The 22,196-nt window shown below is 68.9% G+C and carries 18 protein-coding genes and 1 pseudogene; 5 read left to right on the forward strand and 14 right to left on the reverse strand.

The genetic code is table 11. From position 1 onward, the window contains the following. Positions 1–12: 12 nt before the first annotated feature. From FHR56_RS12850 to FHR56_RS12885, 8 genes are all read right to left on the reverse strand, one after another. Positions 13–252, reverse strand: a complete 240-nt coding sequence (locus tag FHR56_RS12850) for a DUF1653 domain-containing protein (RefSeq protein WP_160945526.1) — start codon at positions 250–252, stop codon at positions 13–15. A 258-nt stretch (positions 253–510) separates the two neighbouring features. Beyond that, on the reverse strand, positions 511–1,500 hold the full coding sequence (locus FHR56_RS12855; protein WP_160945525.1) for an MBL fold metallo-hydrolase: 990 nt from the start codon (positions 1,498–1,500) through the stop codon (positions 511–513). 197 nt (positions 1,501–1,697) lie between these two features. Beyond that, positions 1,698–4,871 carry a cytochrome P450 gene (locus FHR56_RS12860; protein WP_160945524.1) on the reverse strand — a complete coding sequence of 1,058 codons (3,174 nt, stop codon included), beginning with the start codon at positions 4,869–4,871 and terminating at the stop codon, positions 1,698–1,700. Then, positions 4,868–5,578, reverse strand: a complete 711-nt coding sequence (locus tag FHR56_RS12865) for a TetR/AcrR family transcriptional regulator (protein WP_160945523.1) — start codon at positions 5,576–5,578, stop codon at positions 4,868–4,870. Before FHR56_RS12865 ends, FHR56_RS12860 begins: the two co-directional genes overlap by 4 nt. A 218-nt stretch (positions 5,579–5,796) precedes the next feature. Continuing rightward, positions 5,797–7,095 carry a carbohydrate porin gene (locus FHR56_RS12870; protein WP_160945522.1) on the reverse strand — a complete coding sequence of 433 codons (1,299 nt, stop codon included), beginning with the start codon at positions 7,093–7,095 and terminating at the stop codon, positions 5,797–5,799. 281 nt (positions 7,096–7,376) lie between these two features. After that, positions 7,377–8,306: a dihydrodipicolinate synthase family protein gene (locus FHR56_RS12875; protein WP_160945521.1), complete on the reverse strand. Its 930-nt coding sequence runs from the start codon at positions 8,304–8,306 to the stop codon at positions 7,377–7,379. 108 nt (positions 8,307–8,414) lie between these two features. Further along, positions 8,415–9,821 (reverse strand): MFS transporter, encoded by a 1,407-nt coding sequence (locus FHR56_RS12880; protein WP_184502640.1) that lies wholly within the window; start codon positions 9,819–9,821, stop codon positions 8,415–8,417. A 104-nt stretch (positions 9,822–9,925) separates the two neighbouring features. Then, positions 9,926–10,777: an IclR family transcriptional regulator gene (locus tag FHR56_RS12885; protein WP_160945519.1), complete on the reverse strand. Its 852-nt coding sequence runs from the start codon at positions 10,775–10,777 to the stop codon at positions 9,926–9,928. A 398-nt stretch (positions 10,778–11,175) separates the two neighbouring features. Here FHR56_RS12885 and FHR56_RS12890 point away from each other — a divergent pair, with 398 nt between their 5' ends. After that, on the forward strand, positions 11,176–11,646 hold the full coding sequence (locus tag FHR56_RS12890; protein ID WP_160945518.1) for a hypothetical protein: 471 nt from the start codon (positions 11,176–11,178) through the stop codon (positions 11,644–11,646). A 67-nt stretch (positions 11,647–11,713) separates the two neighbouring features. On the opposite strand, the gene FHR56_RS12895 is transcribed toward FHR56_RS12890, so the two are convergent. Continuing rightward, entirely contained in the window at positions 11,714–11,989 is a 276-nt protein-coding gene (locus FHR56_RS12895; RefSeq protein ID WP_160945517.1) for a hypothetical protein, read from the reverse strand. A 210-nt stretch (positions 11,990–12,199) separates the two neighbouring features. Here FHR56_RS12895 and FHR56_RS12900 point away from each other — a divergent pair, with 210 nt between their 5' ends. The 3 genes and pseudogenes from FHR56_RS12900 (at position 12,200) to FHR56_RS12910 (ending at position 16,417) form a co-directional block, all read left to right on the forward strand. After that, positions 12,200–13,003, forward strand: coding sequence for a YiiX/YebB-like N1pC/P60 family cysteine hydrolase (locus tag FHR56_RS12900; RefSeq protein ID WP_160945516.1), 804 nt, complete (start codon positions 12,200–12,202; stop codon positions 13,001–13,003). A 120-nt stretch (positions 13,004–13,123) separates the two neighbouring features. Further along, a pseudogene (locus FHR56_RS12905) lies at positions 13,124–15,220 on the forward strand (methyl-accepting chemotaxis protein); the annotation flags it as partial. A 555-nt stretch (positions 15,221–15,775) separates the two neighbouring features. Next, positions 15,776–16,417, forward strand: a complete 642-nt coding sequence (locus FHR56_RS12910) for a DUF6766 family protein (protein WP_160945514.1) — start codon at positions 15,776–15,778, stop codon at positions 16,415–16,417. A gap of 443 nt (positions 16,418–16,860) precedes the next feature. Here the strand turns inward: FHR56_RS12910 and FHR56_RS12915 are convergent, their stop codons facing one another. From FHR56_RS12915 to fabR, 5 genes are all read right to left on the reverse strand, one after another. Further along, positions 16,861–17,763, reverse strand: coding sequence for a manganese catalase family protein (locus FHR56_RS12915; protein WP_019795901.1), 903 nt, complete (start codon positions 17,761–17,763; stop codon positions 16,861–16,863). Between the two features lie 121 nt (positions 17,764–17,884). Further along, positions 17,885–18,391 carry a DUF892 family protein gene (locus FHR56_RS12920; RefSeq protein WP_019795902.1) on the reverse strand — a complete coding sequence of 169 codons (507 nt, stop codon included), beginning with the start codon at positions 18,389–18,391 and terminating at the stop codon, positions 17,885–17,887. A 73-nt stretch (positions 18,392–18,464) separates the two neighbouring features. Further along, the gene (locus tag FHR56_RS12925; protein WP_019795903.1) at positions 18,465–18,977 is read right to left on the reverse strand and encodes a ferritin-like domain-containing protein; all 513 of its coding nucleotides are present in this window, start codon (positions 18,975–18,977) and stop codon (positions 18,465–18,467) included. A 382-nt stretch (positions 18,978–19,359) separates the two neighbouring features. Next, positions 19,360–20,226 carry an SDR family oxidoreductase gene (locus FHR56_RS12930; RefSeq protein WP_160945741.1) on the reverse strand — a complete coding sequence of 289 codons (867 nt, stop codon included), beginning with the start codon at positions 20,224–20,226 and terminating at the stop codon, positions 19,360–19,362. 145 nt (positions 20,227–20,371) lie between these two features. Next, the gene (fabR, locus tag FHR56_RS12935) at positions 20,372–21,016 is read right to left on the reverse strand and encodes an HTH-type transcriptional repressor FabR (protein ID WP_160945513.1); all 645 of its coding nucleotides are present in this window, start codon (positions 21,014–21,016) and stop codon (positions 20,372–20,374) included. A 92-nt stretch (positions 21,017–21,108) separates the two neighbouring features. On the opposite strand from fabR, the gene FHR56_RS12940 reads away from it, so the two are divergent. Further along, entirely contained in the window at positions 21,109–22,185 is a 1,077-nt protein-coding gene (locus tag FHR56_RS12940) for a ferredoxin reductase (RefSeq protein WP_160945512.1), read from the forward strand. Positions 22,186–22,196: the final 11 nt, after the last annotated feature.

Here is a 22,196-nt window from a genome sequence, read left to right on the forward strand (position 1 = left end):
CGCCCGCGCGGCTCAGGCGTCCGCGTCGATCGGTGCGAAGCGCGGGCGGCGCATGCCATCGACCTCCACCTGCTCGACGAACATGGGATACGGTCGCACCCACATCGCGCCTTCGCCGTACAGGGGCCGATACAGCACCAGCGGTTCCAGCGTCTCGCTGCTGCGGACCACGCCCAGCACCTCGTACTCGCCGCCCTTGAAGTGGCGGTAGCGGCCCAGGGCGATGGAAGGCAAAGGGCTGAGGTCGCGCATGACGGTGTCCTGGTGGGCGGGAGCGCGAGTGTAGCCGTCTGCGCCTGCGCGCTCTCTTACTTCGCAATGCCCGACCGCCAACCTCCGCGGTTCGCCGCATCGTCACGACGGAACGTGTCTCGTAGGAGCGGCTTCAGCCGCGACGGGCATTCCTAGGAATGCCCGTCGCGGCTGAAGCCGCTCCTACGGTGGAATCTCTGGTACCGACGTCTGAGAGGCACCCGTCCATCGTCGCCGCACGCTTCACTTCGGCGTGCGTCAGGGCGCCGGATCGGCGAAGTCGAAGGCTTGCCCAGGCTCGGCGGCGACGAAGTCGGCGGCGGCGAGGCCCGCCAGGTGCAGTGCGGCGGACAGCGCCTCGCGCGGCTCCTCACGGCCTTCGTCGGTGAGCTGGAAGGTGCCCCAATGGATGCCGAGCGCGCGCCGCGCGCCGGTGTCCTGGAAGATCCGCACCGCTTCGGTCGGGTCGATGTGCTGCGGCGCCATGAACCAGCGCGGCGCGTAGGCACCGATCGGGATCAAGGCCACGTCGGGCGCACCGTGCCGATCGCGGATCTCGCGGAAGATGGCGCCATCGCCGTAGCCGGTGTCGCCCGCGAACCACACCGACCCTCGCGCGGTCTCGATGAAGAAGCCGGACCACAGCGCCATCCTGCGGTCGGCGATGCCGCGGCTGGACCAATGGTTGGCGCGGGTCAGCGTCGCCGTCGCGGCGTCGCCGATCGGCAGCCGGTCGCGCCAGTCGCCGGTCGCGATGCGCGCATCGGGGACACGCTTGCGCAACAGGACGTCGTTGCCCAGCGGCATCACGAACAGTGGCTGGTGCGCGTCGTGTAGCGTGCGCAAGGTCGCCAGGTCGAAGTGGTCGTAGTGGTTGTGGCTCAGCAGCACCGCATCGATGGGCGGCAGGTCCGTGAAGCGGACGCCCGGTGCCGTCACCCGCTTGGGCCCGGCGATCTGCGAAGGACTGGCACGCTGCGACCACACCGGATCGGTGAGCAGGTTGAGGCCGGCGGCCTGGATCAGCAGCGTGGCGTGGCCGACCATGGTGATGCGCAGGCCATCGTGCCGCGGCGCAGGCACCGCGGGCGTCACCGGGACCTGCGCGGGCCAGCGCACCGCGCCCCTGGCGGCTTTCCAGCGCAGGACCTTGCCCAGCGCGTTGTCGATGGTGGGCTGGCCGGGGTTGAAGAAGCGCACGCCGTCGAAATGGTCGCTGACGGGGCCACGGTAGTAGGGGTTGGCCATTGAGGCGCGATCCAGGTGATGCAAGCGGGGGAAGGGAAGGGTGACGCGCCAGCGGCGCAAGCTCGCACCTGCGTCTGCCTCGATGCAAGGTGGAACGCTATCCGGCACGGATCTGCTGCAGAGTGGATTCTAATGGCGCTGCGCATCGGGCGGCGACGCAGGTCGCGCAGCGCCCCGATGCCGTCGGGCCGCCGCCATCACGAGAAGATGTCCGCCACGTAGCGGCCATGTTCGCGTTCCATCCGATCGGCCCAGGCATTGGCCGCGTCGGCGCTGACGCCCATGCTGTCGCGATAGATGCGCACGAAGGTGTCGCGCACCGCCGGCGCCATGTGCTCGCCGTCGCCGCAGACGAACACGGTGGCGCCTTGCTGGAACAGCGCCGACACGCGCGCGCGGTCCTGCCACATACGGTGCTGGACATAGGCGACGCCGTCCTGCGGCGCTTGCGAGCAGGCCAGGCGCACATCGACCACGCCCATGTCCTGCCAGCGGCGCAGTTCGTCCTTGTACAGGTAGTCGACGTCGGGATGGTCGATGCCGAAGAACAGCACGGCCTCGCCGACGTCGCGGCCGCCGGCCTTCTGGAGCGCACGCTCCTGCAGGAAGCCATGGAATGGCGCGATGCCGCTGCCGGCACAGACCAGGATGATCGGCGTGGCCGGATCGTCCGGTGGGTGGAAGCTCGCCTGCGACGGCCGCACTGCGACCGACACCAGCGCGCCCGGGTCCAGGCCGGCCAGGTAGGTGGAGGCCACGCCGCGGCGCCGCCCCATGCCCGACAGCGCCGGTGCGTCGAGCACGGCGACGGTCAGCGAACACTGCGCCGGGTCGCGCAGCGGCGAGGACGAAATGGAGTACTGGCGCGCGCGCATGGCCGGAAGTGCGCCGAGGAACGCGCCCAGTGCCAGGTCGCAGGCGGGGAAGCGCTCCAGCAGATCGAGCAGGCTGGTTTTCCTGGCAAGCACCTCCTCGGTATAGGCCGGCTCGGTGGCCAGGGTTTCCAGCGCCTCGCGCTCGGGTGGGCAGCGCGTGGCGGCCGCCAACTGCGCGACCTGCGCGCGCGTGGCCGGTTGCGCCAGTTCCACGTAGTCGGTGAGCACCTGCGCCAGCGCGACCGGATAGCCGCTGGGCAAGCTGGATGCGCTGCCAGGGCGTTGGCCGATGACCACCTGGGTATCGCTGGCCAGGCCGAAGCGGCGCAGCACGCGCTCGACCTGCGCTGCGGGGTTGCGCGGCAGCACCGCGAGATAGTCGCCGGTGCGGTAGCGCATGCCGTCGGGCAAGGCGATCTCGATATGCCGCTTGGAGCGCGCGAACGGTGCGGACATGTCGACCAGCTCGCGATTGTCGACGATGCGTCCCTGGTCGAGTTCGGTCAGCCGCAATGCGCCGAGCCGTGCGGAGGGGACGATGTCCACCTCCAGTGCATGCGCTGTCTGCTCCAGCGCCGTCTTTCCCAGTGCCTGGCCCAGGTCCGCCCACAGTCCTGCGTACCAGGCATCGAAGCCGCCGAAGAAATCGCCACCGGCGTCGGTTTCGCCGCGCGGCCTGAAACGCGTGGCGCCTGCCGCTTCCAGCGCGGCATCGACCCGTTTCGGAATCGCCTGGTAGGTGCGTGCCCATTGCCGGTTGCCGGACCCGAACACGGCATAGTGCACCCCGGCCAGTTCGCCGGCGGCCAGGGTGCCGATCCAGTCCACGAAGCGGCGTGCGTTGTCCGGCGGCTGGCCTTCGTAGGAGGAGGTGACCACGACCACCGCGCCGTCGCGCGGCAGGCGCCCGACATGCTCGTCCAGCGGCGCGACCACCGGCGCGTACCCTTGCGCGGCCGCATCGCCGCCGATGCGCTGCGCGAAGGCTTCGCACGAGCCGGAATTGCCGCCATACAGCACCAGCAGCGGCGTGCCCGACGCGGTGCCGGCAGGGGCCGGCGTCGGCGTCGGCGCCAGCGGTTTCTGCGGCGCCGTCGGTAGCGCGCTGCGCGCGCGCACCGCGACATCCGTGCGGCGACGCGCGCGGATGCGCAGGCCGTCCGGCTTCAGGGTCAGGGTCTCCGCGACCTTGAGCTGGTAAGTCGGATCGACCAGGTCCAGGTCGAAACGTTGCAGGATCATCGTCAGCACCAGCTGCGCTTCCTGCATCGCGAACCCGCGCCCGATGCAGGCGCGGGCGCCGTTGCCGAACGGCTTCCAGGCATTGGGCGGGAGCCGTTCGGCCGCGTCGGGTGCGAAGCGCTCCGGGCGGAACGCCTCCGGCGCCTCCCACACCGTCGGATCCCGATGCAGGGTGGGAATCAGCACGAGCAACGTGTCCTGCGGGGTCACCGCGTAGCGGCCGCCCAAGGTGGTCGCGGTGCGCGCCGCGACCGCGAATGCCGGCGCGGTCGGCCATAGCCGCAGGGTCTCCTGCAGGATCTGTTCGATGTAGCGCAATCTGGCCAGGTCCTCGACCTGCGGCGGCTGCGTGCCCAGCGCGGCGTCCACCGCCTGCCGCGCCTGCGCCATCGCCGCCGGATGGCGCAGCAGCAGGTACAGCGCGAACGACAGCAGGCCGCTGGTCGTCTCGTGGCCGGCGATCAGGAAGGTCACCAACTGATAGCGGATGTTCTCGTCCGACAGCGCATCGCCGGTCGCCTGGTCGCGGCCGTACAGCATCAGGTTGAGCAGGTCTTCGCGCGAGGCCGCGGCGGGGTCGGCCCTGCGCTCGGCGATCAAGGTCTCGGCGACGCCGCGGATCATCGCCAGGTCGGCCTCGTAGCGGCGCCGGCCGGGGGCCAACAGGCGATTGGCGAGATCCGGCCGCCGCGCGCGCGTGCCGGCTTCGGCCAAGGCGCCCACCATCGCCGCGACGAAGGGGTGCATTTCGTTCTGGTAGAAGCTGTTGAAGCGGTAGTCGAAGGCGCACAGCGCGATCGTGTCGAGGGTCAGCCGGGTCATGTTGTCGGCCACGTCGATCACCGCGTCCGGGCCGAACCGCTCCCAGCGCTGCAGCATCTGTTCGGCGATGTCCTCCATCCGTCCGAACATCGAACGCACGCCGATCGGACCGAACGCGGGCATCAGCAGCCGGTGCGCCTTGGCCCAATTGGGTTCGTCGTTGTAGGCGGTGAACAGGCCGTCGCCACCGAGGTCGCGCAGGGCCTGCAGCGGACGGTGCAGCTTCTTCGCGAAGCGGGTTTCGTCGCAGACCTCGTCCACCAGTTCCTGTCCGCTCAGCACGGTCAGCGACAGCGGGCCGCTGTGCAGGCGAAAGATCGGGCCATGCACCTGGGCCAGCCGCATCAGGCTCTGTACCGGTGCGTCCGCATCGAGATGGTGGAAATTGCCGAGCAGCGGCAGCGAACGCGGTTGCGGGATGGCCTGCGTCATGGGGCGCCTTCCTCGAGAGAGTGCGATGCGGCGATCGATGCGGGACCGGTGCCGGGATGGGGGGGATGCAGCAGGGTGGCGAGCACGGTCTCGACCAGCCGCGTCCGCGCGGCGTCGGCCGAGATCTCTGGCGCCAGCCGGGCCAGCAGTTGCGGGAACTCCGGCGGCTGGCTGAGCATGCTGTTGAGCAGTACGAAGAACAGCGCCGGATGCGTCGCCTTCACGATGCCGGCGCGGATCCCGGCAAGGATCAACGCGTGGCCGGCGGCATAGGCCGGGCGCAGCAACTGCTCGGTGACCACGGCGGCGCGTTCGGGACGTTCGGAGACCACCCGCGCGACGAAGTCGCGCACTGCCGGGTGGGTCTCGTAGAAGGTCGCCATGAGCAGGATCGCGTCCGCCAGCCGCGCCGGCAGCGCGCGCGCGTGGTCTGCGGTCAGCTGCGCCATTGCCGCAAGCCGCGGCTGCAGTGCCTGCGCGAACTGGTCCACGCAGGCGTCCCACAGCGCGACCTTGCTGCCGAAATGCACGCGCACCAGGTTCGGGCTGACTCCGGCGGCGGCCGCGATGGTGCGGATGTCGGCGCCGTCGAACCCGTACCGGGCAAAGGCGACGGACGCGGCCGACAGCAGGGCCTGGCGGCCGTCGGGCTGATCCTTGGTCGGGCGGCCGCGCGGGCGAGGGCGGTGGGACGTCGTCGTGGTCATGCCGGCGACGATAAAAATGTCCAGCTGTACATTTATGAACTTGCGCGGTAGCTTGGCCGGCGTCGTTCAGCAGGCATTTGCGCCCGGGGGAGTTCTCGCGCGGGGCGCGCGCGCACGGCGGTGCCGGCGCGGCGACAGGCGAGGCGCTGTGCGGATGCCTTGGTCGCGCGCCGATCGCACGTCGTCGCCGCCAGTGCCGGTGCGCCGCACGCGCCGCCTCACTTCGGCGTGCCCAGGCCGCCGATGTTGAGCATCACCCGCAAGCCGAGCACCAGGGCGTTGTCCGGCGCGCGGCGCGCGGCGGGATTGCCCAGGAGGTCGGGGTTGACGATGTACTGCACGTTCGGCACCAGGAACAGCGACGACTGCGCGATGCGATAGCTGTAGTTGAGTTCGAACAGGGTCTCGTTGCGCGAGATCTCCGGCGCCGCGCCGCGCTTGCGCAGCAGGTCGTTCATGTAACCCTGCTGGTCGGCGCTGAAGCGGTAGTAGTTCGCGACGACACCGAGTCCGTCGCCTGGCCGCGATGCGAACGGGCCGCTGTAGTACAGGCCGGCGGTGACCTGCAGGTCATAGACTTGGTGGTTGTCGAACGGTGCGGCGATGTTGCCGAAGGCGACCAGCATGCGCTTGCTCGCCATGCCCTGCGGCCGGTACAGCGCGCGTTCGCCGAGCGCGTACGCGCCCCAGCGTCCGCCGTCGTACAGGCGCGCGGGGCCGCCGACCAACCCGCGCAGGCCGCCGGCCTGGTTGTAGCGCAGATCGCTGTAGTCGGCCGAGTTGTACCAGACGCCGGCCACGTAGCGCGGTGCGCCCCGGCCGCGGGAGGGATCGGGTTCGTAGCCGGCCTCGAGCGTGCCCAGCACGCCGTTGCTGTCGGCGGTGCTCCAGTCCAGGCCGTGGGTGTTCTTGCGCTGCGGGTTCAGTTCGAACGCGCCCACCGCCACGTAGGTGGCGTCGGGCTTGTAGCGCAGCTTGGCGCCCCAGTTCACGTAGGGAAAGCCGACGAAGCCGCCATCGGCCTGGCTCAGTTGGAACGGGCAGTCCGAGGCGCCGACGAAGCGGCAGCCGTAGCGGCTGCGCGCGAACTGCCAGGTGGTGTTCATGCGCCCGGCGACCAGTTGCCAGCGCCCATCGGCGAAGGTCTGTTCCCACGTCAGTTGCGCCAGTTGCGCCTGTTGCTGCGGATACCAGTAGCCCTGCACCTTGACGCCGTTGCCGATCTGCCGCTGCGACAGGCTGTCGCCGTAGTACCAGGCGCCGGTGGCGTGCAGCGTGGCGCCCGCAATGCCGAACAGGCGTTGCAGATCCACGTCCGCGCCGGCGACCACGCCGCCGGCATTGCGATCGCCGCGCGACAGGCCGCCGTCGACGTTGCGCGCATAGTCGTTGGACCAGACCAAGCGCGGCGCGATGCCGTGCTCGTCGAGCCACTGCGCGGTGTCGGCGGCAATGGCGGTGGCCGGCAGGGCGGCGGCAGCCGCCAGCAACGAGACGCAGGAAAGAGAACGGGACATGGGACGCTCCACGGACGAGACGAAGCACTCACCGGACGCGCGCGGTGGGTGCGCGGCGACGCGGCAGTGCGCGAAGGGAAGACACCTTCCGGTCGTGGAGCCGCAGCACGGCGTCGCGTCCGTCGGCGACGGGCACGCCTGTGTGCAGACCTGTGGGGGGGCCGGCAAAGAAACGCGAGGGCAGACCGGAACGCGTTGCGTGGCGCCGAGGCGCACGCCATCGCCGCAGCGGATGGGCCGCGCAACTGCGCGGCCCATCGAACTGGAGGCAACCTGTTGGGTCAGGCCACCTTGCCGAGGCCGGCGGCGGCCATCGCCGCGGCGATCTCCTTGTCGGCGCCCACGGCCAGCGGCAGCAGCGGCGAACGCACCGTGGCGTGGTCGAGCAGGCCGCGCGCGACCAGCGCCCACTTCAGCGCCACCGAGCCTTCCATGTGCGAGCCGCGGTGATAGACGCTCTTGGTCACCGGCAGCAGGCGATCGTGCAGTGCGCGCGCCTTGGCGTAGTCCTTGGCCTTGCCAGCCGCGATCATCTCCAGCAGCGGTTCCGGGGCGATGCAGCCATAGCCCACCAGCGCGCCATCCACGTCGAACATGGTGTGCAGCAGATACTCGTCGTGGCAGGTCAGCACCGGCACGTGCGGGCGCTCCTTGCGGAACACCGGGATTTCGGTGTCCCAGCGCTTCATGTTGCGCACGCCGTTCTTCATCGCCACCACGCCCGGCAGCGCGGCGATCTCCAGCAGCGTTTCCAGATCGTAGGTGGCCTTGGTCGCGTCCGGGTACTGGAACAGGATCATCGGCAGCCCGCTGGCCTCGTGGATGGCCTTGTAGCGATCCTGCGGCGCGCCCTTCTGGTAGCCGAAGCGCAGCCAGCCGTGCGACGGATAGATGAGGCCCGCGGACGCGCCGGCGGCGACCGCGCGCTTGGCCTCGTCGGCGGCGACGCGGGTGCCTTCCAGGGTGATGCCGGCGATGATCGGGATGCGGCCGTCGACGGCGTCGCGGAACGCGGTGATCACCTTGGCCTGTTCGTCGCGTTCCAGGAAGGTGCCTTCGCCGGCGTGGCCGAGCACGGTCAGGCCCTTGACGCCTTCAATGCCGCCGAGCCAGGCGCCGATGCGCTTGATCGCGGGATAGTCGACGGCGCCGTCGCGGGTGAACGGGGTGACCGGGGCGGGGACTAGGCCTTTCAGGTTGATGTGGCTCATGCGGATTTCCTCTTCTTTGGATCAACGGGGGATGGAATCGAACGCGGGGTCCGATGGGGTGGTACGGAGGCGATGCGCGATGCGCCGGCGGCGGTGCCGGCGATGCGCTCAGGGGGACAGTTGCTCCAGCGACTTGCCCTTGGTTTCCAGGGCGAAGCGCCAGGTCACCGCGGCACCGGCCAGCAGCACGGCGGTGAAGGCCGCGAACACGTAGCGGATGCCGAGTCCGGCGATGACCGCGCCGACCAGCAGCGGCCCGCAGGCCGAACCCAGGCGTAGCCAGGCGCTGCCCAGTCCGGTGCCGATGGCGCGGATGCGGGTGGGGTAGAGTTCGGCCGAGTACAGGTACAGCGAGAAGGTGATGGTCTGCACCGCGGCATAGCCCAGCGCCGCGAACACCAGCACCTGCGGCGCCGAGGTGCCACCGAGCGCCGCCAGCGCCAGCAGCGGCACGCCGCCGGCCACGAACGCCAGTCCGTACCAGCGCTTGCGCCCGACCTTGTCGATCGACAGGGCGCACACCACCGCGGCGGCGACGCCGGCCAGCGAGGTAAAGAAGCCATAGGCGATGCTCTGCTGCAGCGACAGCCCGAAGTGGGTGCGGTACAGCGTCGGCAGCCAGGTGATGATGCCGTTGGCCACCAGATAGGAGCAGAACCACAGGCTCCAGATCACCAGGGTGCGCTTGCGATAGACGCTGCCGAACAGCTCGCGCCAGTCCGAGCGCTGCGCCTTGGGCAGAGCGGTGCGATCGAACACCGGCGTCGGCAAGGGGCCGTGGCGGCGCTCGGCGCTGCGCTCGAGCTCGCTCACGATCGCATCGGCCTTGGCGTAGCGGCCCTTGGCCGCCAGCCAACGCGGCGATTCGAACATGAAGAAACGCAGCGGAATCATGATCGCCGCCGGGATCAGCCCGACCATGAACATCGCCTTCCAGCCGTAGGCCGGCACCAGGAAGTAGCCGATGCCGCCGGCGGCGACCAGGCCCAGCAGGAACATCACTTCGTACAGCAGGAAGAAGCGCCCGCGCTTCTTCGAACCGATCAGTTCGTTGATGTAGGCGCTGGCCACCGGCACCTCGCCGCCGGTGCCGATGCCCTGGACGAAGCGGAACGCGATCATCGCCGCGGCGCTGCCGGCGAACAGGCAGGCCACGTCCATCGACACGAACAGCAGGATGGTGAACAGCAGCACGTGCAGGCGGCCGATGCGTTCGGCCAGCCAGCCGAAGAACACCGAGCCCAGCAGTTGGCCCAGGTAGCCGGCCGACAGGATCATGCCGATCTGCGCCGGCGACAGCTGCCATTCCTTGGTCAGCACCGGCATCGCGTAGGCGATGGCGATCACCGTGTAGCCGTCGAAGAACGTGGCGGCGCCGACGATGTTGCGCGCCCACCACACCTTGCGGGTGATCGGCAGGCGTTCGAGACGTGCGCCGATTTCCGCCTGCGCCTCGGCGATGGACAGCGCGCGGGCGCTGGTGGTGGCGGAGGTGGAGGCGGCTGTGGTGGGCATGAGCATCGTGGCTGCCTTTCGCAGGACAAGGGGACCCCGGCGCGGACGCCGAAGCGTCCACGAGGCGAGACGGACAGGGAGGGCCGGGCGACGGCCCGGGCGGATCAGGTGCTGGGGGCGGTCACGGCAACACTCCCGCTGGCCTGGATCGCGAAGGCGATGTCCTTGGCGGCCAGCAGCGTGGGCTGGAGGGCGGTGTCGAGCAGTTCGGCATGACTGGTGCGCACCGACGGCGCGGCGACGCTGATCGCGCCGAGCGGATAGTCGTCCGCATCCAGGACCGGCACCGCCAGCACGCGCAGGCCTTCGGTCAGCATCGAATCCAGGATCACGTAGCGGTCGCGGCGGATGCAGTCGAAGGTGCGCCGCATCGTGGCGATCTCCGGAGTCTGGGCCTGCACGTCCACGCCGGTCACGCGCGCCACTTCCGCCGGTTCCAGGTGCGCCAGCATCGCCAGGCCGATCGCGGTGCGGGTGCTGGGCACCGTGGTGCCGATGCGGATGTCCACGCCCAGGCGGGTGATGCCGGCGCGGACGCGTTCGATATAGAGCACGTCGGGGCCCTGCAGGACCGCGAAGCTGGCCGCCTCGTTGACGTCGCTGACCAGCGTGCGCAGCAGCGGCCGCACCACGCTGCGCAGGTCGCGGCGGGCGATGGCATGGAAGCCGAGGTCGAGCACCTTCAGGGTCAGGCGGAACCGGCGGCTCTCCGGCACGCGATGCACGTAGCCCAGCTCGACCAGGGTGTTGAGCATGCGGAAGGTGGTGCCGGGATCGAGCCTGGCCAGGGCCGCGATCTGGCTCAGCGACAGTTCCTCGTGTTCGGACGAGAACGCCTCGAGCACGCGAAAGCCCTTGGCCAGCGACTGCACGGTACTGCGCAGCTTCTTGTCCCCGGCGTCGTCGCCGTCGTCGGGTGCGGGGTTGGCCGCGCGCTGGGAAATCGTCTTGACCATCTGCAGTTCCTGGAGGCCCGGGGGAATCGTCAGCTTGCTCGACCCGCCCGGGGATGTCGCTTGACAAGTGAATTTCGGATTGCGAAAATTATTTCGTAAATTCATGCCCAGAGTCTGCCTGGACGCGCAATGCGTCAAGTTGCGGCGCAACATGCCGCGTGGGCGGTGCGCACTACCAGGCGCCGCTCTCTGATTCGAAGATCCCGGAAAGCCAGGGCGCCGCGTGCTGGAGTTGCGTAAGCGCGGCGCCATGTCGCGCCACGCCAGCACCGCGAGGTGGCGCCTGTCGCGAGGTACGCGGCGTCGTTGCTGTCGCGCCAGGTAGACGAACGCGGCCGGATGCGGCGCTGTCAGCCGTGCTGGCAGACACCGCAGTGGCGGCACCGATACCGTGATGCATGGCCCGAACGACCCGACAGGCGCCGCCCCCGCCGGCGCAGACATGGTGGCAAGGACTCTCGTTCAAGCGCACCGCTGCCGAGGTGTCGGCGGTGCTGGTGGTGATCGGCGCGACCTACGGCTTCGTGCAGTACGTGGAGGTCAAGCCGCTGCAGCGGCAACTGGCCGAGGCGCAGGCCGCGGCATGCAAGTCGGAAGCGGCTGCGTCATCGGCGCTCATGACGCTGCTGCCGGGCGAGAGCCGCGCGATCTGGAACGGCGCCTTGACCGTGTCCAATCTGACGCCCAGTACGGACGCTGCGACGGCGCATCTGCGTGCGGCGCCACGTGGCGGCCCGGTGGTCGAGAAAGCCGGGCTCATGCCTGGCGACAGCCTCGAGGTGCACGCGGGCGGCAACCGCACGTACGTGATCTATCTGAATCGGAACTCGGCCGAGATGATGGAGTTGTCGGTGCTGCGGCGGCCTTGACCTTCTTGTGCCGGTGTCCGCCATGGCAACCAGAATGCGGTGCCAGTGGTTCGGCGCATGCTGCTGCTCATCTGCTCTCGATTCGCCGCAGAATCTGCAGGCGCAGCAGGTAACCAGCGAGCCACCCGACCGAAGCCAGCACCCCCAACACAGGTAATGCGATCAAGGTCAGGCCAAATATCCAGCCCGCATGCTCAGGGTTGTGCGTCTCGGCACCGGCACGCCGCACCCAGACGAACAGGCACGCAAGTGCGGCCGGCACGATCCAGAACAGATGCCGTGCGCCGAAAAGCACTCCGATGACGAAACCGATGCCAATCGTCGTCAGCGCTATTGCGATCATCGTCGTCCTTGATCCTGGTCTTGGCGCGGTGCCGGGCAAGCGCGCATCCTAACGCACTGCGGCGGCATCGCGATTTTGTGCGGGACGAGGCGATCCACATGCACGCCCAGGCTGTGGCGAGGCTGGCCGACTCAAGAATTCCCAGGCAGGGCCGCCATTGACGATAGCGGAGCCGTTTCGCCGAAGCGGCCGTCCCTCGGGGGAACGCGCATGCTGTCCTTGCCACGTTTGCTGGGCCGCCACCTGGCCAAGTTTCTGTCCAAGCCGCGCCGCCACGGTTCGCAGCTGCCGACCAGCCCGCCGCAACTGCTGCGCGGCACGCTGCGCAAGGGCGACGTGCTGCTGGTCGAGGGCAACAGCCGTTTCTCCACCGCCATCAAGTATCTGAGCCAGTCCACCTGGTCGCACGCGGCGCTGTACATCGGCGACCACGTGGCCGGGGTTCCCGGCGAGGAGGCGCCGTTGTTCTGCGATGTCGACATCAACGTCGGCGTGCGCCTGGTGGGATTGAGCGAGTTCGCCGACCTGCATACGCGCATCTGCCGCCCGGTCGGGTTGAGCGCGCAGGAGATCGAGACCGTGGTGGAGTACATGGTCTCGCGGGTCGGCAACAGCTACGACCTGAAGAACATCTTCGATCTGGCGCGCTACCTGGTCCGCACGCCGCCGCTGCCGTCGTCGGTGAAGCGCCGCTTCCTGGAACTGGGCAGCGGCGAGCCGACCCGGGCGATCTGCTCGACGCTGCTGGCCCAGGCCTTCGGCGCGATCCGCTATCCCATCCTGCCGGAGATCGACCAGGCGGCGCCGGTGGGCGCCGACGCGGCGGAGGACGCGGAGATTTTGTATCCGCGCCACCACAGCCTCACGCTGCCGCGCGATTTCGACGTGTCGCCCTACTTCAACGTGGTCAAGCCGCGGCTGCAGCAGGGCTTCGACTTCCATCGCCTGGTGTGGGAGCCGCCCGCTGCCGCGCCGCGTGCGGCCGCGACGCCGCTCGATGCGGCGATGGCCTGACGGGGAGCGTCTCCAACGTAGAACTGTGCTGCCCGTTCATCTTGTTCAACCCGCGGCGGTTCAAGTTCGCCTGCCTGCGGGCCGATACCAGAGTCCGTTTTTAGGGTTTTTCCTGACACCATGAATCCCATCCAGTTCCTTCGCCGCCATATCGCCAACCTGCCCATGGCGCGCAAGTTCGTCGTGCTGTGTACGTTGATCGCGCTCGGTGTGGTGCTGCTGGCGGTTGCGGCGGCACGCCTGCAATACCTCAACCTGATCGACGCGCGCAAGCAGACCGTGAAGACCCAGGTCGACATGGGCCTGAGCGTGATGCAGCACTACGCCAACCTGGCCAAGCGCGGCGAGATGACCGAGGCGCAGGCGCAGGCGGCGGCCAAGGGCGCGCTCGCCGACATGAAGACCAACGGCGGCGTGGACTACTTTTTCATCGCCGATCCGCAGATGCGCATCGTCATGCATCCCAAGCGCGCGGTCGGCACCGACATGAGCGGCTACAAGAGCGATGCCGGCGAGTACGTCTACCGCGACATCCAGACCGCGGTGCGCAGTGGCGACGGCTTCAGCTATTACACCGCGCCCAAGCCCGGCAAGTCGGTGCAACTGCCGAAGATCAGCTACGCCGCGCTGTACCCGCAATGGAACTGGGTGCTGGTGATGGGCGTATACGCCGAAGACATCCAGGCCGAGGCGATGGGGTTCACCAAGGTGCTGACCGTGATCGGCGCCGGCCTGGTGGCGCTGGTGGTGGGCCTGTGCTGGCTGATCGCCGGTGCCATCGTCACGCCGTTGCGCGGCGCCACGCGGACCGCCGAGGCGATCGCCTCGGGCCGCTTCGACAATCCGATCAAGGTGGAGTCGCGCGACGAGACCGGGCAGCTGATGGCCAGCATGCAGCAGATGCAGACCCAGCTGCAGCGCTTCAACGGCGAGATGCAGACACTGGTGCGGCTGCAGCAGGGCGAGGACATCAGCCACCGCATGCCGGAGGACTTCCCTGGCGACTACGGTACCTTGGCGCATGGCATGAACACCGCCCTGTTCGAACACCTGGACGCGATCGTCGAGGCGATGGCGATCATGGACGAGTACGGCCGCGGCGATCTGCGCCGCGACATGCGCCGGCTGCCGGGGCAGCGCGCCGCGCTGCACGAGGCGCTGGACGTGGTCAAGGCCAACCTGTCGGCGGTCAACGGCGACATCGCGCGCCTGGCCGATGCGGCCGCCCGCGGCGACTTCAGCGCGCGGGGCGACGAGGCGCGCTACGAGTTCGCGTTCAAGGAAATGGTGGAAGCGCTGAACCGGCTGATGCGCCAGGCCGACAGCGGCCTGGCCGACGTCGGCCGGATCATGGGCGCGATCGCCGATGGCGACCTGTCGCAGCGCGTGGACGTGCGCTACGAAGGTGCGTTCGGCAAGCTCGCCGACGCCGCCAACCGCACCGCCGAGCAATTGACCGGCATCGTGCAGGGCATCCAGCGCGCGGTCGGCTCGATCAACACCGCCGCCAGCGAGATCGCCAGCGGCAACAGCGACCTGTCGGTGCGCACCGAGCAGCAGGCGGCCAGCCTGGAAGAAACCGCCGCCTCGATGGAAGAACTGACCTCCACGGTCAAGCAGAACGCCGACAGCGCGCGCCAGGCCAACCAGTTGGTGCTGAGCACTGGTGAGGTGGCCGAGAACGGCGGCCGCGCGGTGGAGGAGGTGGTGACCACCATGGCCTCGATCAGCGCCGCCTCGGCGCGCATCGCCGACATCATCGGCGTGATCGACGGCATTGCCTTCCAGACCAACATCCTGGCGTTGAACGCGGCGGTGGAAGCGGCGCGTGCCGGCGAACAGGGCCGCGGCTTCGCAGTGGTGGCCTCGGAAGTGCGCTCGCTGGCGCAGCGCTCGGCGGCCGCGGCCAAGGAGATCAAGACCCTGATCTCCGACTCGGTGCAGGAAGTGGAGCAGGGCTCGACCCTGGTCAACCGTGCCGGTACCACCATGGCCGAGGTGGTCGCCTCGGTGAAGCGGGTCACCGACATCATGGCCGAGATCTCCGCGGCCAGCGCCGAGCAGAGCGCGGGCATCGACCAGGTCAGCAAGACGGTGATGCAGCTGGACGAGAGCACCCAGCAGAACGCGGCACTGGTGGAAGAGGCCAGCGCGGCGGCCAAAAGCATGGAGGACCAGGCGGCGGAGCTGGCGCGCGCGGTGGCGGTGTTCCGCCTCGCCGGTGGCGCCGCCGTCAGCGCGGCACCGGCCCGAGCGGCGAAGCCGCAGCCGGCCAGGCCGCCGGTGCGTGCCGCCGTTGCCGCCTCCAGGCCCAAGCCGGCGGCCCCCGTGCGGCAGCCGGCGGCCAAGCCACGCCCGATCCAGGGGGTGCCGGCGGACAGCGCGGAGTGGGAAGAGTTCTGAGCCGGGCGGCGTGGTGGCCTCTGCCGCCACGCCGGAGCGTCTCGCCCAGGGGGCTGGCGAACGCGCGATGACATACTGCAGTCGCGCAGGCTGGCAATCGCTCGGAAGGTGACCGCTTCGGGACAGCGCAAGCTGTCGAAGAGACCGATGTCGCCTCCGCTGGCGGAAACGTTGTCGTAGCAGCGGCTTCAGCCGCGACCGAATGCGCGGGAAAGCCCGGTCGCGGCTGAAGCCGCCCAGACAGGTGAGGGCAGCGCCTGGCAGCCAAGGGGTGTCACCCCAGCTTCTTCATCCGCTCTTTGCTCGTCGCTGCCTATGGTCGCAGCGACGGCGCGCCCGCATGGCGGCGCGTGGAGGAGAGCCGACTGCATGTTCTGGAAACGCAACAGCCTGTCGATCGTGTTGCTGGCGCTGAGCTTGCTGTTCATGGCCGGCCAGGCGCTCAGCGGTCACCAGGCCTACAACGAGGAGCTGCGCCAGCAGGGGCTGGCGGCATTGCCGATGTGGCAGTACCTGCACAGCGGACATTTCATTGGCGCGCTGTTCGAGAACTGGGAGAGCGAGTTCCTGCAGATGGGCATGTACGTGGTGCTGACGGTGAAGCTGCGCCAGTGGGGATCGGCCGAGTCGCGGCCGCTGTCGACGGCGGAGGAGGATGACACCGTCGCGGCCGGTCCGGTGCCGTGGCCTGTACGCGCAGGCGGTATCTGGTTGGCGCTGTACGAGCGTTCGCTGGCGCTGGCCTTCGGCGCCCTGTTCCTGCTCAGCTTCGTGCTGCATGCGTTAGGCAGTTGGCGCCACGAAGTGGCGGAGCAGGCGATGCAACAGCGGCCGCCGCCGTCCTTCTGGGAGCACGTCACTGGCGCGCAGTTCTGGTTCGAATCGATGCAGAACTGGCAAAGCGAGTTCCTGGCGGTGTTTGCGCTGGTGGTATTGACCATCTGGCTGCGGCAGAAGGATTCCCCGCAATCCAAGCCGGTGCATGCGCCGCATCGGCAGACCGGCGATTGATCGAGTGCAGCGCGGCGCACGTGCTGGCGGGGACGACGTTGACCCGCCATCCCTGCGTTGTGGCGTTTGCCGATGGCCCTGCCGGATCCGCCGAGATCCTGGCCTGGCCTTGCACCGCAGTGCGAGATCCATGGCCGAGCCAGCAAGCTCGCGGCCGGCCTTGCGAAGCGCGCACGCTTTCTGGGCCGGCATGCCGCTAGCGCGCGTATGGCGGGGCAGGGGTAAGCACAGCGCGACAGTGCAGGAGCCCACGGCGGCCGGCAGACCCACCTTGGAATGCGTGCGCGGCGCTTAGCGCTCGGGCAATGCGACAACCCGCTGTGTGTCTTCGCCGATTCGGTCGCGCCGTGCGGCCTCTGGCGCGCATCGCCAGACACGCACACGCCGCGATGCAACTGCACCGCGGCGTGTCGTCGGCCTGGATGTGACGGTGGGATCGCGCGCTAGCGCGCCACGCTGCCCTTGGTCGAGCCGGCGCCGGGGCCGGCACCCAGGTCGGCACCGGTGGTCGGGTCGCTGTCCGGTTGCGACAGCGTGCGCGCCGCGAGTGCCTGCAGCGCGCTCTGTTCCAGCTCGCTCAGGCCCACGGTCGGCATGCCGCTGCCGCCATCCACTGCCACCTGGCGATTGCGGTCGGCAATGGCCTCCCACTGGCTGCCGCTGTTCCAGGGGCCGTGCATGTCGCCGTCGCCCTGCGACATGTCGTAGTAGCGATCGGTGAAGGCCGGGTCGCCCGGCAGCTTGCCCGGCGGGAAGTTCGGCTCGATGGAATACAGCGCTTTCTCGAAGGACTTCTGATGCGCCACTTCGCGGGTCATCAGAAAGGTCAGCGCATCGATGATGCCGGGATCGTCGGTGACGTTGATCAGCCGCTCGTAGACGATCTTGGCGCGTGCTTCGGCGGCGATGTTGGAGCGCAGGTCGGCCGTCGGTTCGCCGATGCTGTCCACATAGGCTGCGGTCCACGGCACGCCGCTGGAATTGACCAGGGCCGGGCCGCCGCCGTAGAGGATCTGCTGGGTCTGGCTGGTGTTGTTGTTGCGGGTAAGGTTGCGCATGTCCTCGGCTTCGGCCATGCCTTCGGACAGCACCGCCTTCGGCCCCTGGTTGAGCATGGCGATGATCGAGCCGATGATTTCCAGGTGGCTCAGTTCCTCGGTGGCAATGTCGTACAGCAGATCCTTGCGGCCGGGATCGACTTCGCCGATGGCCTGGGTGAAATAGCGCATGGCCGCGGCCAGTTCGCCCTGCGGGCCGCCGAACTGTTCCAGCATCAGCGAGGCCAGCGCCGGGTCGGGCTGCGCCACGCGGACCGTGTACATCAGCCGCTTGTTGTGCATGAACATGGAAAATCTCCTGGAGTGCCGCCCGAACGTCGCGACGACGTCATGGCGCGGCCGGCGGCCGCGCGTGGGGGATAGGCGTCTGGGACGCCGCGGCCCGCTCTGGCGAGCCGCGGCCGGGCGGTCAGGCCGCCTTGCGCTTGCGCGCGGCTTCTTCGTTGCCGCCCTGTTCGGCGAGCAGGGTCAGCTTCTCGTCGGTGGACTTTTCTTCGTTGAGCGTTTCCAGCAGCAGGGTCAGCGCATCGTCCATGCCCAGTTGCTTGGCCATGGCGGCGAGGGTGCCGTAGGAGGCGATCTCGTAATGCTCGACCTTCTGCGCGCCGCCGATCAGTGCCGCATCGCGCACCGGGCCGGCCTCGATCGACTCGATCACTTCCTTGCCTTCTTCCACCAGGCCTTCCATCGCGGCGCACTTGATCCGCTTCAGGCGCAGGTTGCCTTTTTCGACGATCTGGTCGATGCGCTCGATCTGGCCCTGGGTTTCCTCCAGGTGTGCCTCGAACGCCGCGCGCAGCGCCGGGTTGGTGGAGGCGCGCGCCAGACGCGGCAAGGCCTTGGTCAGCTGCTTCTCGGCGCTGTAGATGTCCGACAGCTCGTGGATGAACAATTCGTCGATGGTCTTGACGGCCATGGGAGTCTCCGGTCGGTGATGGATGGTGGTGCTTCGGGGGAATGCGCGCACGTCGTGTCGTGTCCGACGGCGCTCAGTGCTTGGCGGTTTCGCCTTCGGTGCGCTCGCGCTTCAGGAAGGCCAGGATCGTGGCTTCCTGGTGCTCGATCAGCCATTCGGCCATGGCGATTTCCTGGTCCAGGATGGCGGCACAGATGTCGGCGATCTCGGTCTGCCCGGCTTCCTTGGCGGCGATGACCAGCGAGCGGTAGCTGGCGATCTCCATGTGCTCGAAGGCATAGCTCACGCCCAGGCTCTTGGCCACTTCGTCGCTCATCATCGAATTGCCGGCGGCGTGTACGGAGGCCATCACGCTGGCGACCGTGCCCTTGATCGTGGGGATCGAGCCGTCGAGCATCTCGATGCAGCGCTTGACCTGTTCGGACTGATCGCGGGTTTCGTTGACATGCTGCTCGATGCGCGCCTTCAGCTGCGGGTAGTGCTCCAGGCGCCCGGCGGTGGCAGTGAGCATGGTGTTGGCCTCCTGCTCCATCGCGTAGGCGTCCTGCAGCCACTTCAACAAGCGTTCGGTGTTGCTTCGGGTCATGGATATCGCTCCAGATGTTGTGCGCGACGCACCTGCATCGCATCGCGCGTCCGTGTGTTTTTCCCCTGTGCGACCAACCTAGACCCGTCGCCGTTAGAGCAGGTGCAGCGCAGAGTGAATGCCGTGCGAGATGGCGTGTGAGGAAATGTGCACGGCGGCGAAGGGCGCCACGCGCGGGTGCCGCATGCTCCTCGTAGGAGCGGCTGCAGCCGCGACAGGCGTTCGCGGGAACGCCCCGTGGCTGAAAGTGCAATGCGTGTGCTCGCGTGGAGAGCCACAGCGACATATCAAGGGAAAGGCCGGTTGCAGCTGAACCCGCTCCTACAGCACCGCCAGAGCGGTGCTGTTCCCATTCCCGATTCCCCAATCCCGAATCCCCGCCCTACAGCGTCACCGCCCCACCGGAGATCGTCAGCAGCGTGCCCGAGGTATAGCTCGAGGTATCCGCGGCCAACAGCACATAGGCCGAGGCCAATTCCGCCGGTTGCCCGGGGCGGCCGAACGGGGTCTGTTCGCCGAAGGTCCGCACCGATTCCTCGTCCATGCCGGTGGGGATGAACGGGGTCCAGATCGGGCCTGGCAGCACCGCGTTGACGCGGATCTTCTTCTCGGCGAGCAGGCCGGCCAGGCCGATGGTCAGGTTGGCCAGCGCGCCCTTGGTGGCCGAATACGGCAGGATGTTGGGCGTGGGCTTCTTCGAGTTCACCGAGGCGGTATTGATGATCGATCCGCCCTCGGGCATGTGCGGCAGCGCCAGCCGCACCAGGTGGAACGGCGCGTGCACATTGGTGGCGAAGGTCTTCTCCCATTCGTCGAGGGTGATCTCGTCGAAGCTGTGGAAGTAGCGCTGGTAGGCCGCATTGTTGACCAGCACGTCGAGGCCGCCGAAGGCCTCGGCCACGGTCTTGATCAACGTCTCGGCCTGCGCGCGGTCACTGATGTCGCACGGATGCAGCAGCACGCGCACGCCCGCGTCTTCGACCAGCTTGCCGATGCGCTCGGCATCGTCCTGCTCGTCGGGCAGATAGGCGATGGCGACGTCGGCGCCTTCGCGCGCATAGGCGATCGCCACCGCGGCGCCGATGCCGCTGTCGCCGCCGGTGATCAGGGTGCGCTTGCCCTGCAGCAGGCCGTGCCCGACATAGCTGTCTTCGCCGTGGTCCGGTTTCGGATCCATGGCCTGGGTCTTGCCGGGGAAGGATTGCTGCTGCGCCTTGAACGGCGGCGACGGATAGTTCGGAACGGCCATATGCATGCCTCGCTGGGGGGAGTGTCCAACGAGGGTGGGCAGGCACGGGTAAAGCCGGGGCCAAGGCCATGTCGGCGTCGTGTCACGACGCGGGCGAATCGCCGTACGAGCGGTCGTCTGTGAGGCGGGTGCCCTCGCGCGAAACTCAGCCAGAGGCGAGCGTGCGCGAACCGACGATGATCATGCGCAGCATCGCGGTGATCTGCCGGATCAGTTCCGGGTCCTTCTCCGGCGGCAGGTCCATCGCAGTGGCGCCCATCGCGAACACCAGCCGGGTGATCGCCTTGGACACCAGCGCCGGTTCGTGCAGCGGCGCGCCTTCCAGCGCGGCCAGGCGGATCAGGTCCACGCGCAGTTCTTCCTCGAAATAGTTCAGTTCGCGGTCCACCGCGTGCTTGAACGCGTCCGAGCCGACCGTGCCCTCGCGTAACAGGACGTGCAGCAGCTTGTCGTCGGCGCGCAACTGTTCCATGAAAGTCTCCACGGAACTGAGGATGATGCTGCGGCGGGTGCCGGCGGCGCGCTGCCGCGCCTGGCCGATGATGGTGCGCAGCGAGCTGCCGGCCAGGTCGATCAGCGCCACCGCCAGCTCGTCCATGTCGCGGAACTGGCGGTAGAAGCTGTTGGGGGCGATGCCGGCCTCGCGGGTGACCTCGCGCAGGCTCAGGGTGGACACGCTGCGGTGCGGCCCGATCAGCTTCAGCGCCGCCGCCAGCAGGTCTTCGCGCGAGATGGCGCCCTTGCGGGCGTTCGGCGTGTCCGCGGACGGGGGAGGGGAGATCGTCGTCATGGGCAGACCGGGCCAGGCAATGGCGGATGATACCGCTTCCGCTGAATGCACAAGTGTATAGACATCTGTATCTGTGCCTGTATAGTGGACCCATGAACGCTGCCCGCCGTCCCGCCAAGCTCCGCCCCGCCGCCCGCGCCCTGCGCGCCTGGGTCAAGCCGGACGTGTTCGATTTCTGGTCCACCCGACTGCATCCGCTGTGGACCTGGCAGCGTCCGCGCGCGCGCCTGGTGCAGCGCGAGGCCGCCAGCAGCGACGCGGTGACCCTGGTGCTGCAGCCCAACCGCCACTGGCGCGGCCTGCGCGCCGGCCAGCACGTGGAGCTGGGCGTGGAGATCGATGGCCGCCGGCTGCTGCGCAGCTACAGCCCCACGCCGTTGCCGGGCGGGCGCCTGGCGATCACGGTCAAGACCGTCAATGGCGGCCGGGTCAGTCAGTACCTGGCCGGTACCGCGCGCATCGGCGAGGTGTTCGAACTCGGCCAGGCCTACGGCGAGATGGTGCTGCCGACCGCACCGCACGGCCGCTGGCTGCTGCTGGCCGCCGGCAGCGGCATCACCCCGATGCGCGCGTTGCTGCGGCAACTGGCCGACGCCGGCATGCCGGCCGACGTCGACCTGCTGTACTGGGCGCGGCGCCACGACCAGGTCTGCTTCCGCGACGAACTGCAGGCGCTGGCGGCGGCGCATCCGCGCTTCCGCCTGCGTCTGGCCATCACCGGCGAGGGCGAAACGCCGGCGCCGCGCGTGGACACGCTGCCGCTGGAGGCCCTGGGCGACCTGGGGCAGGCGCAGGTGCTGGCCTGCGGCCCGGGCGGTTTCGTGCAGGCCGCACGTACGCGCCTGCAGCAACAGGTGGCGCGCTTCCAGGCCGAGGCGTTCAGCCCGCCGCCGGCACCGGCCGATGTCGAGCAGGGCACCGTGGCGGTGACCCTGGCGCGCAGCGGTCGCGTGCTGCAGCTGCCGCGCGGCCAGTCGCTGCTCACCGCACTGGAAGCCGAAGGCCTGCGGCCCAAGCACGGCTGCCGCATGGGCATCTGCAACAGCTGCGCCTGCGGCAAGCAGGCCGGCGTCACCCGTGATCTGCTCAGCGGCGCCCACGCCGCCGAACCCGGTTCGCTGAAGCTGTGCGTCAACAGCGCCAGCAGCGACCTGACCCTGGACCTCTGAAGGATTTCCCC

Source organism: Xanthomonas sp. F10, from assembly GCF_014206815.1.
In the GTDB taxonomy this organism is placed as follows: Bacteria; Pseudomonadota; Gammaproteobacteria; order Xanthomonadales; family Xanthomonadaceae; genus Xanthomonas_A; species Xanthomonas_A indica.

Bases quoted from the DNA above. Each gene is read 5' to 3' on its own strand.
- FHR56_RS12860 (WP_160945524.1), bottom strand. From the start codon at position 4,871: ATGACGCAGGCCATCCCGCAACCGCGTTCGCTGCCGCTGCTCGGCAAT.
- FHR56_RS12930 (WP_160945741.1), bottom strand. From the start codon at position 20,226: ATGGCCGTTCCGAACTATCCGTCGCCGCCGTTCAAGGCGCAGCAGCAA.
- FHR56_RS12875 (WP_160945521.1), bottom strand. From the start codon at position 8,306: ATGAGCCACATCAACCTGAAAGGCCTAGTCCCCGCCCCGGTCACCCCG.
- FHR56_RS12855 (WP_160945525.1), bottom strand. From the start codon at position 1,500: ATGGCCAACCCCTACTACCGTGGCCCCGTCAGCGACCATTTCGACGGC.
- FHR56_RS12890 (WP_160945518.1), top strand. From the start codon at position 11,176: ATGGCCCGAACGACCCGACAGGCGCCGCCCCCGCCGGCGCAGACATGG.
- FHR56_RS12870 (WP_160945522.1), bottom strand. From the start codon at position 7,095: ATGTCCCGTTCTCTTTCCTGCGTCTCGTTGCTGGCGGCTGCCGCCGCC.
- FHR56_RS12910 (WP_160945514.1), top strand. From the start codon at position 15,776: ATGTTCTGGAAACGCAACAGCCTGTCGATCGTGTTGCTGGCGCTGAGC.
- FHR56_RS12850 (WP_160945526.1), bottom strand. From the start codon at position 252: ATGCGCGACCTCAGCCCTTTGCCTTCCATCGCCCTGGGCCGCTACCGC.
- FHR56_RS12920 (WP_019795902.1), bottom strand. From the start codon at position 18,391: ATGGCCGTCAAGACCATCGACGAATTGTTCATCCACGAGCTGTCGGAC.
- fabR (WP_160945513.1), bottom strand. From the start codon at position 21,016: ATGACGACGATCTCCCCTCCCCCGTCCGCGGACACGCCGAACGCCCGC.
- FHR56_RS12880 (WP_184502640.1), bottom strand. From the start codon at position 9,821: ATGCCCACCACAGCCGCCTCCACCTCCGCCACCACCAGCGCCCGCGCG.
- FHR56_RS12895 (WP_160945517.1), bottom strand. From the start codon at position 11,989: ATGATCGCAATAGCGCTGACGACGATTGGCATCGGTTTCGTCATCGGA.
- FHR56_RS12915 (WP_019795901.1), bottom strand. From the start codon at position 17,763: ATGTTCATGCACAACAAGCGGCTGATGTACACGGTCCGCGTGGCGCAG.
- FHR56_RS12940 (WP_160945512.1), top strand. From the start codon at position 21,109: ATGAACGCTGCCCGCCGTCCCGCCAAGCTCCGCCCCGCCGCCCGCGCC.
- FHR56_RS12925 (WP_019795903.1), bottom strand. From the start codon at position 18,977: ATGACCCGAAGCAACACCGAACGCTTGTTGAAGTGGCTGCAGGACGCC.
- FHR56_RS12900 (WP_160945516.1), top strand. From the start codon at position 12,200: ATGCTGTCCTTGCCACGTTTGCTGGGCCGCCACCTGGCCAAGTTTCTG.
- FHR56_RS12865 (WP_160945523.1), bottom strand. From the start codon at position 5,578: ATGACCACGACGACGTCCCACCGCCCTCGCCCGCGCGGCCGCCCGACC.
- FHR56_RS12885 (WP_160945519.1), bottom strand. From the start codon at position 10,777: ATGGTCAAGACGATTTCCCAGCGCGCGGCCAACCCCGCACCCGACGAC.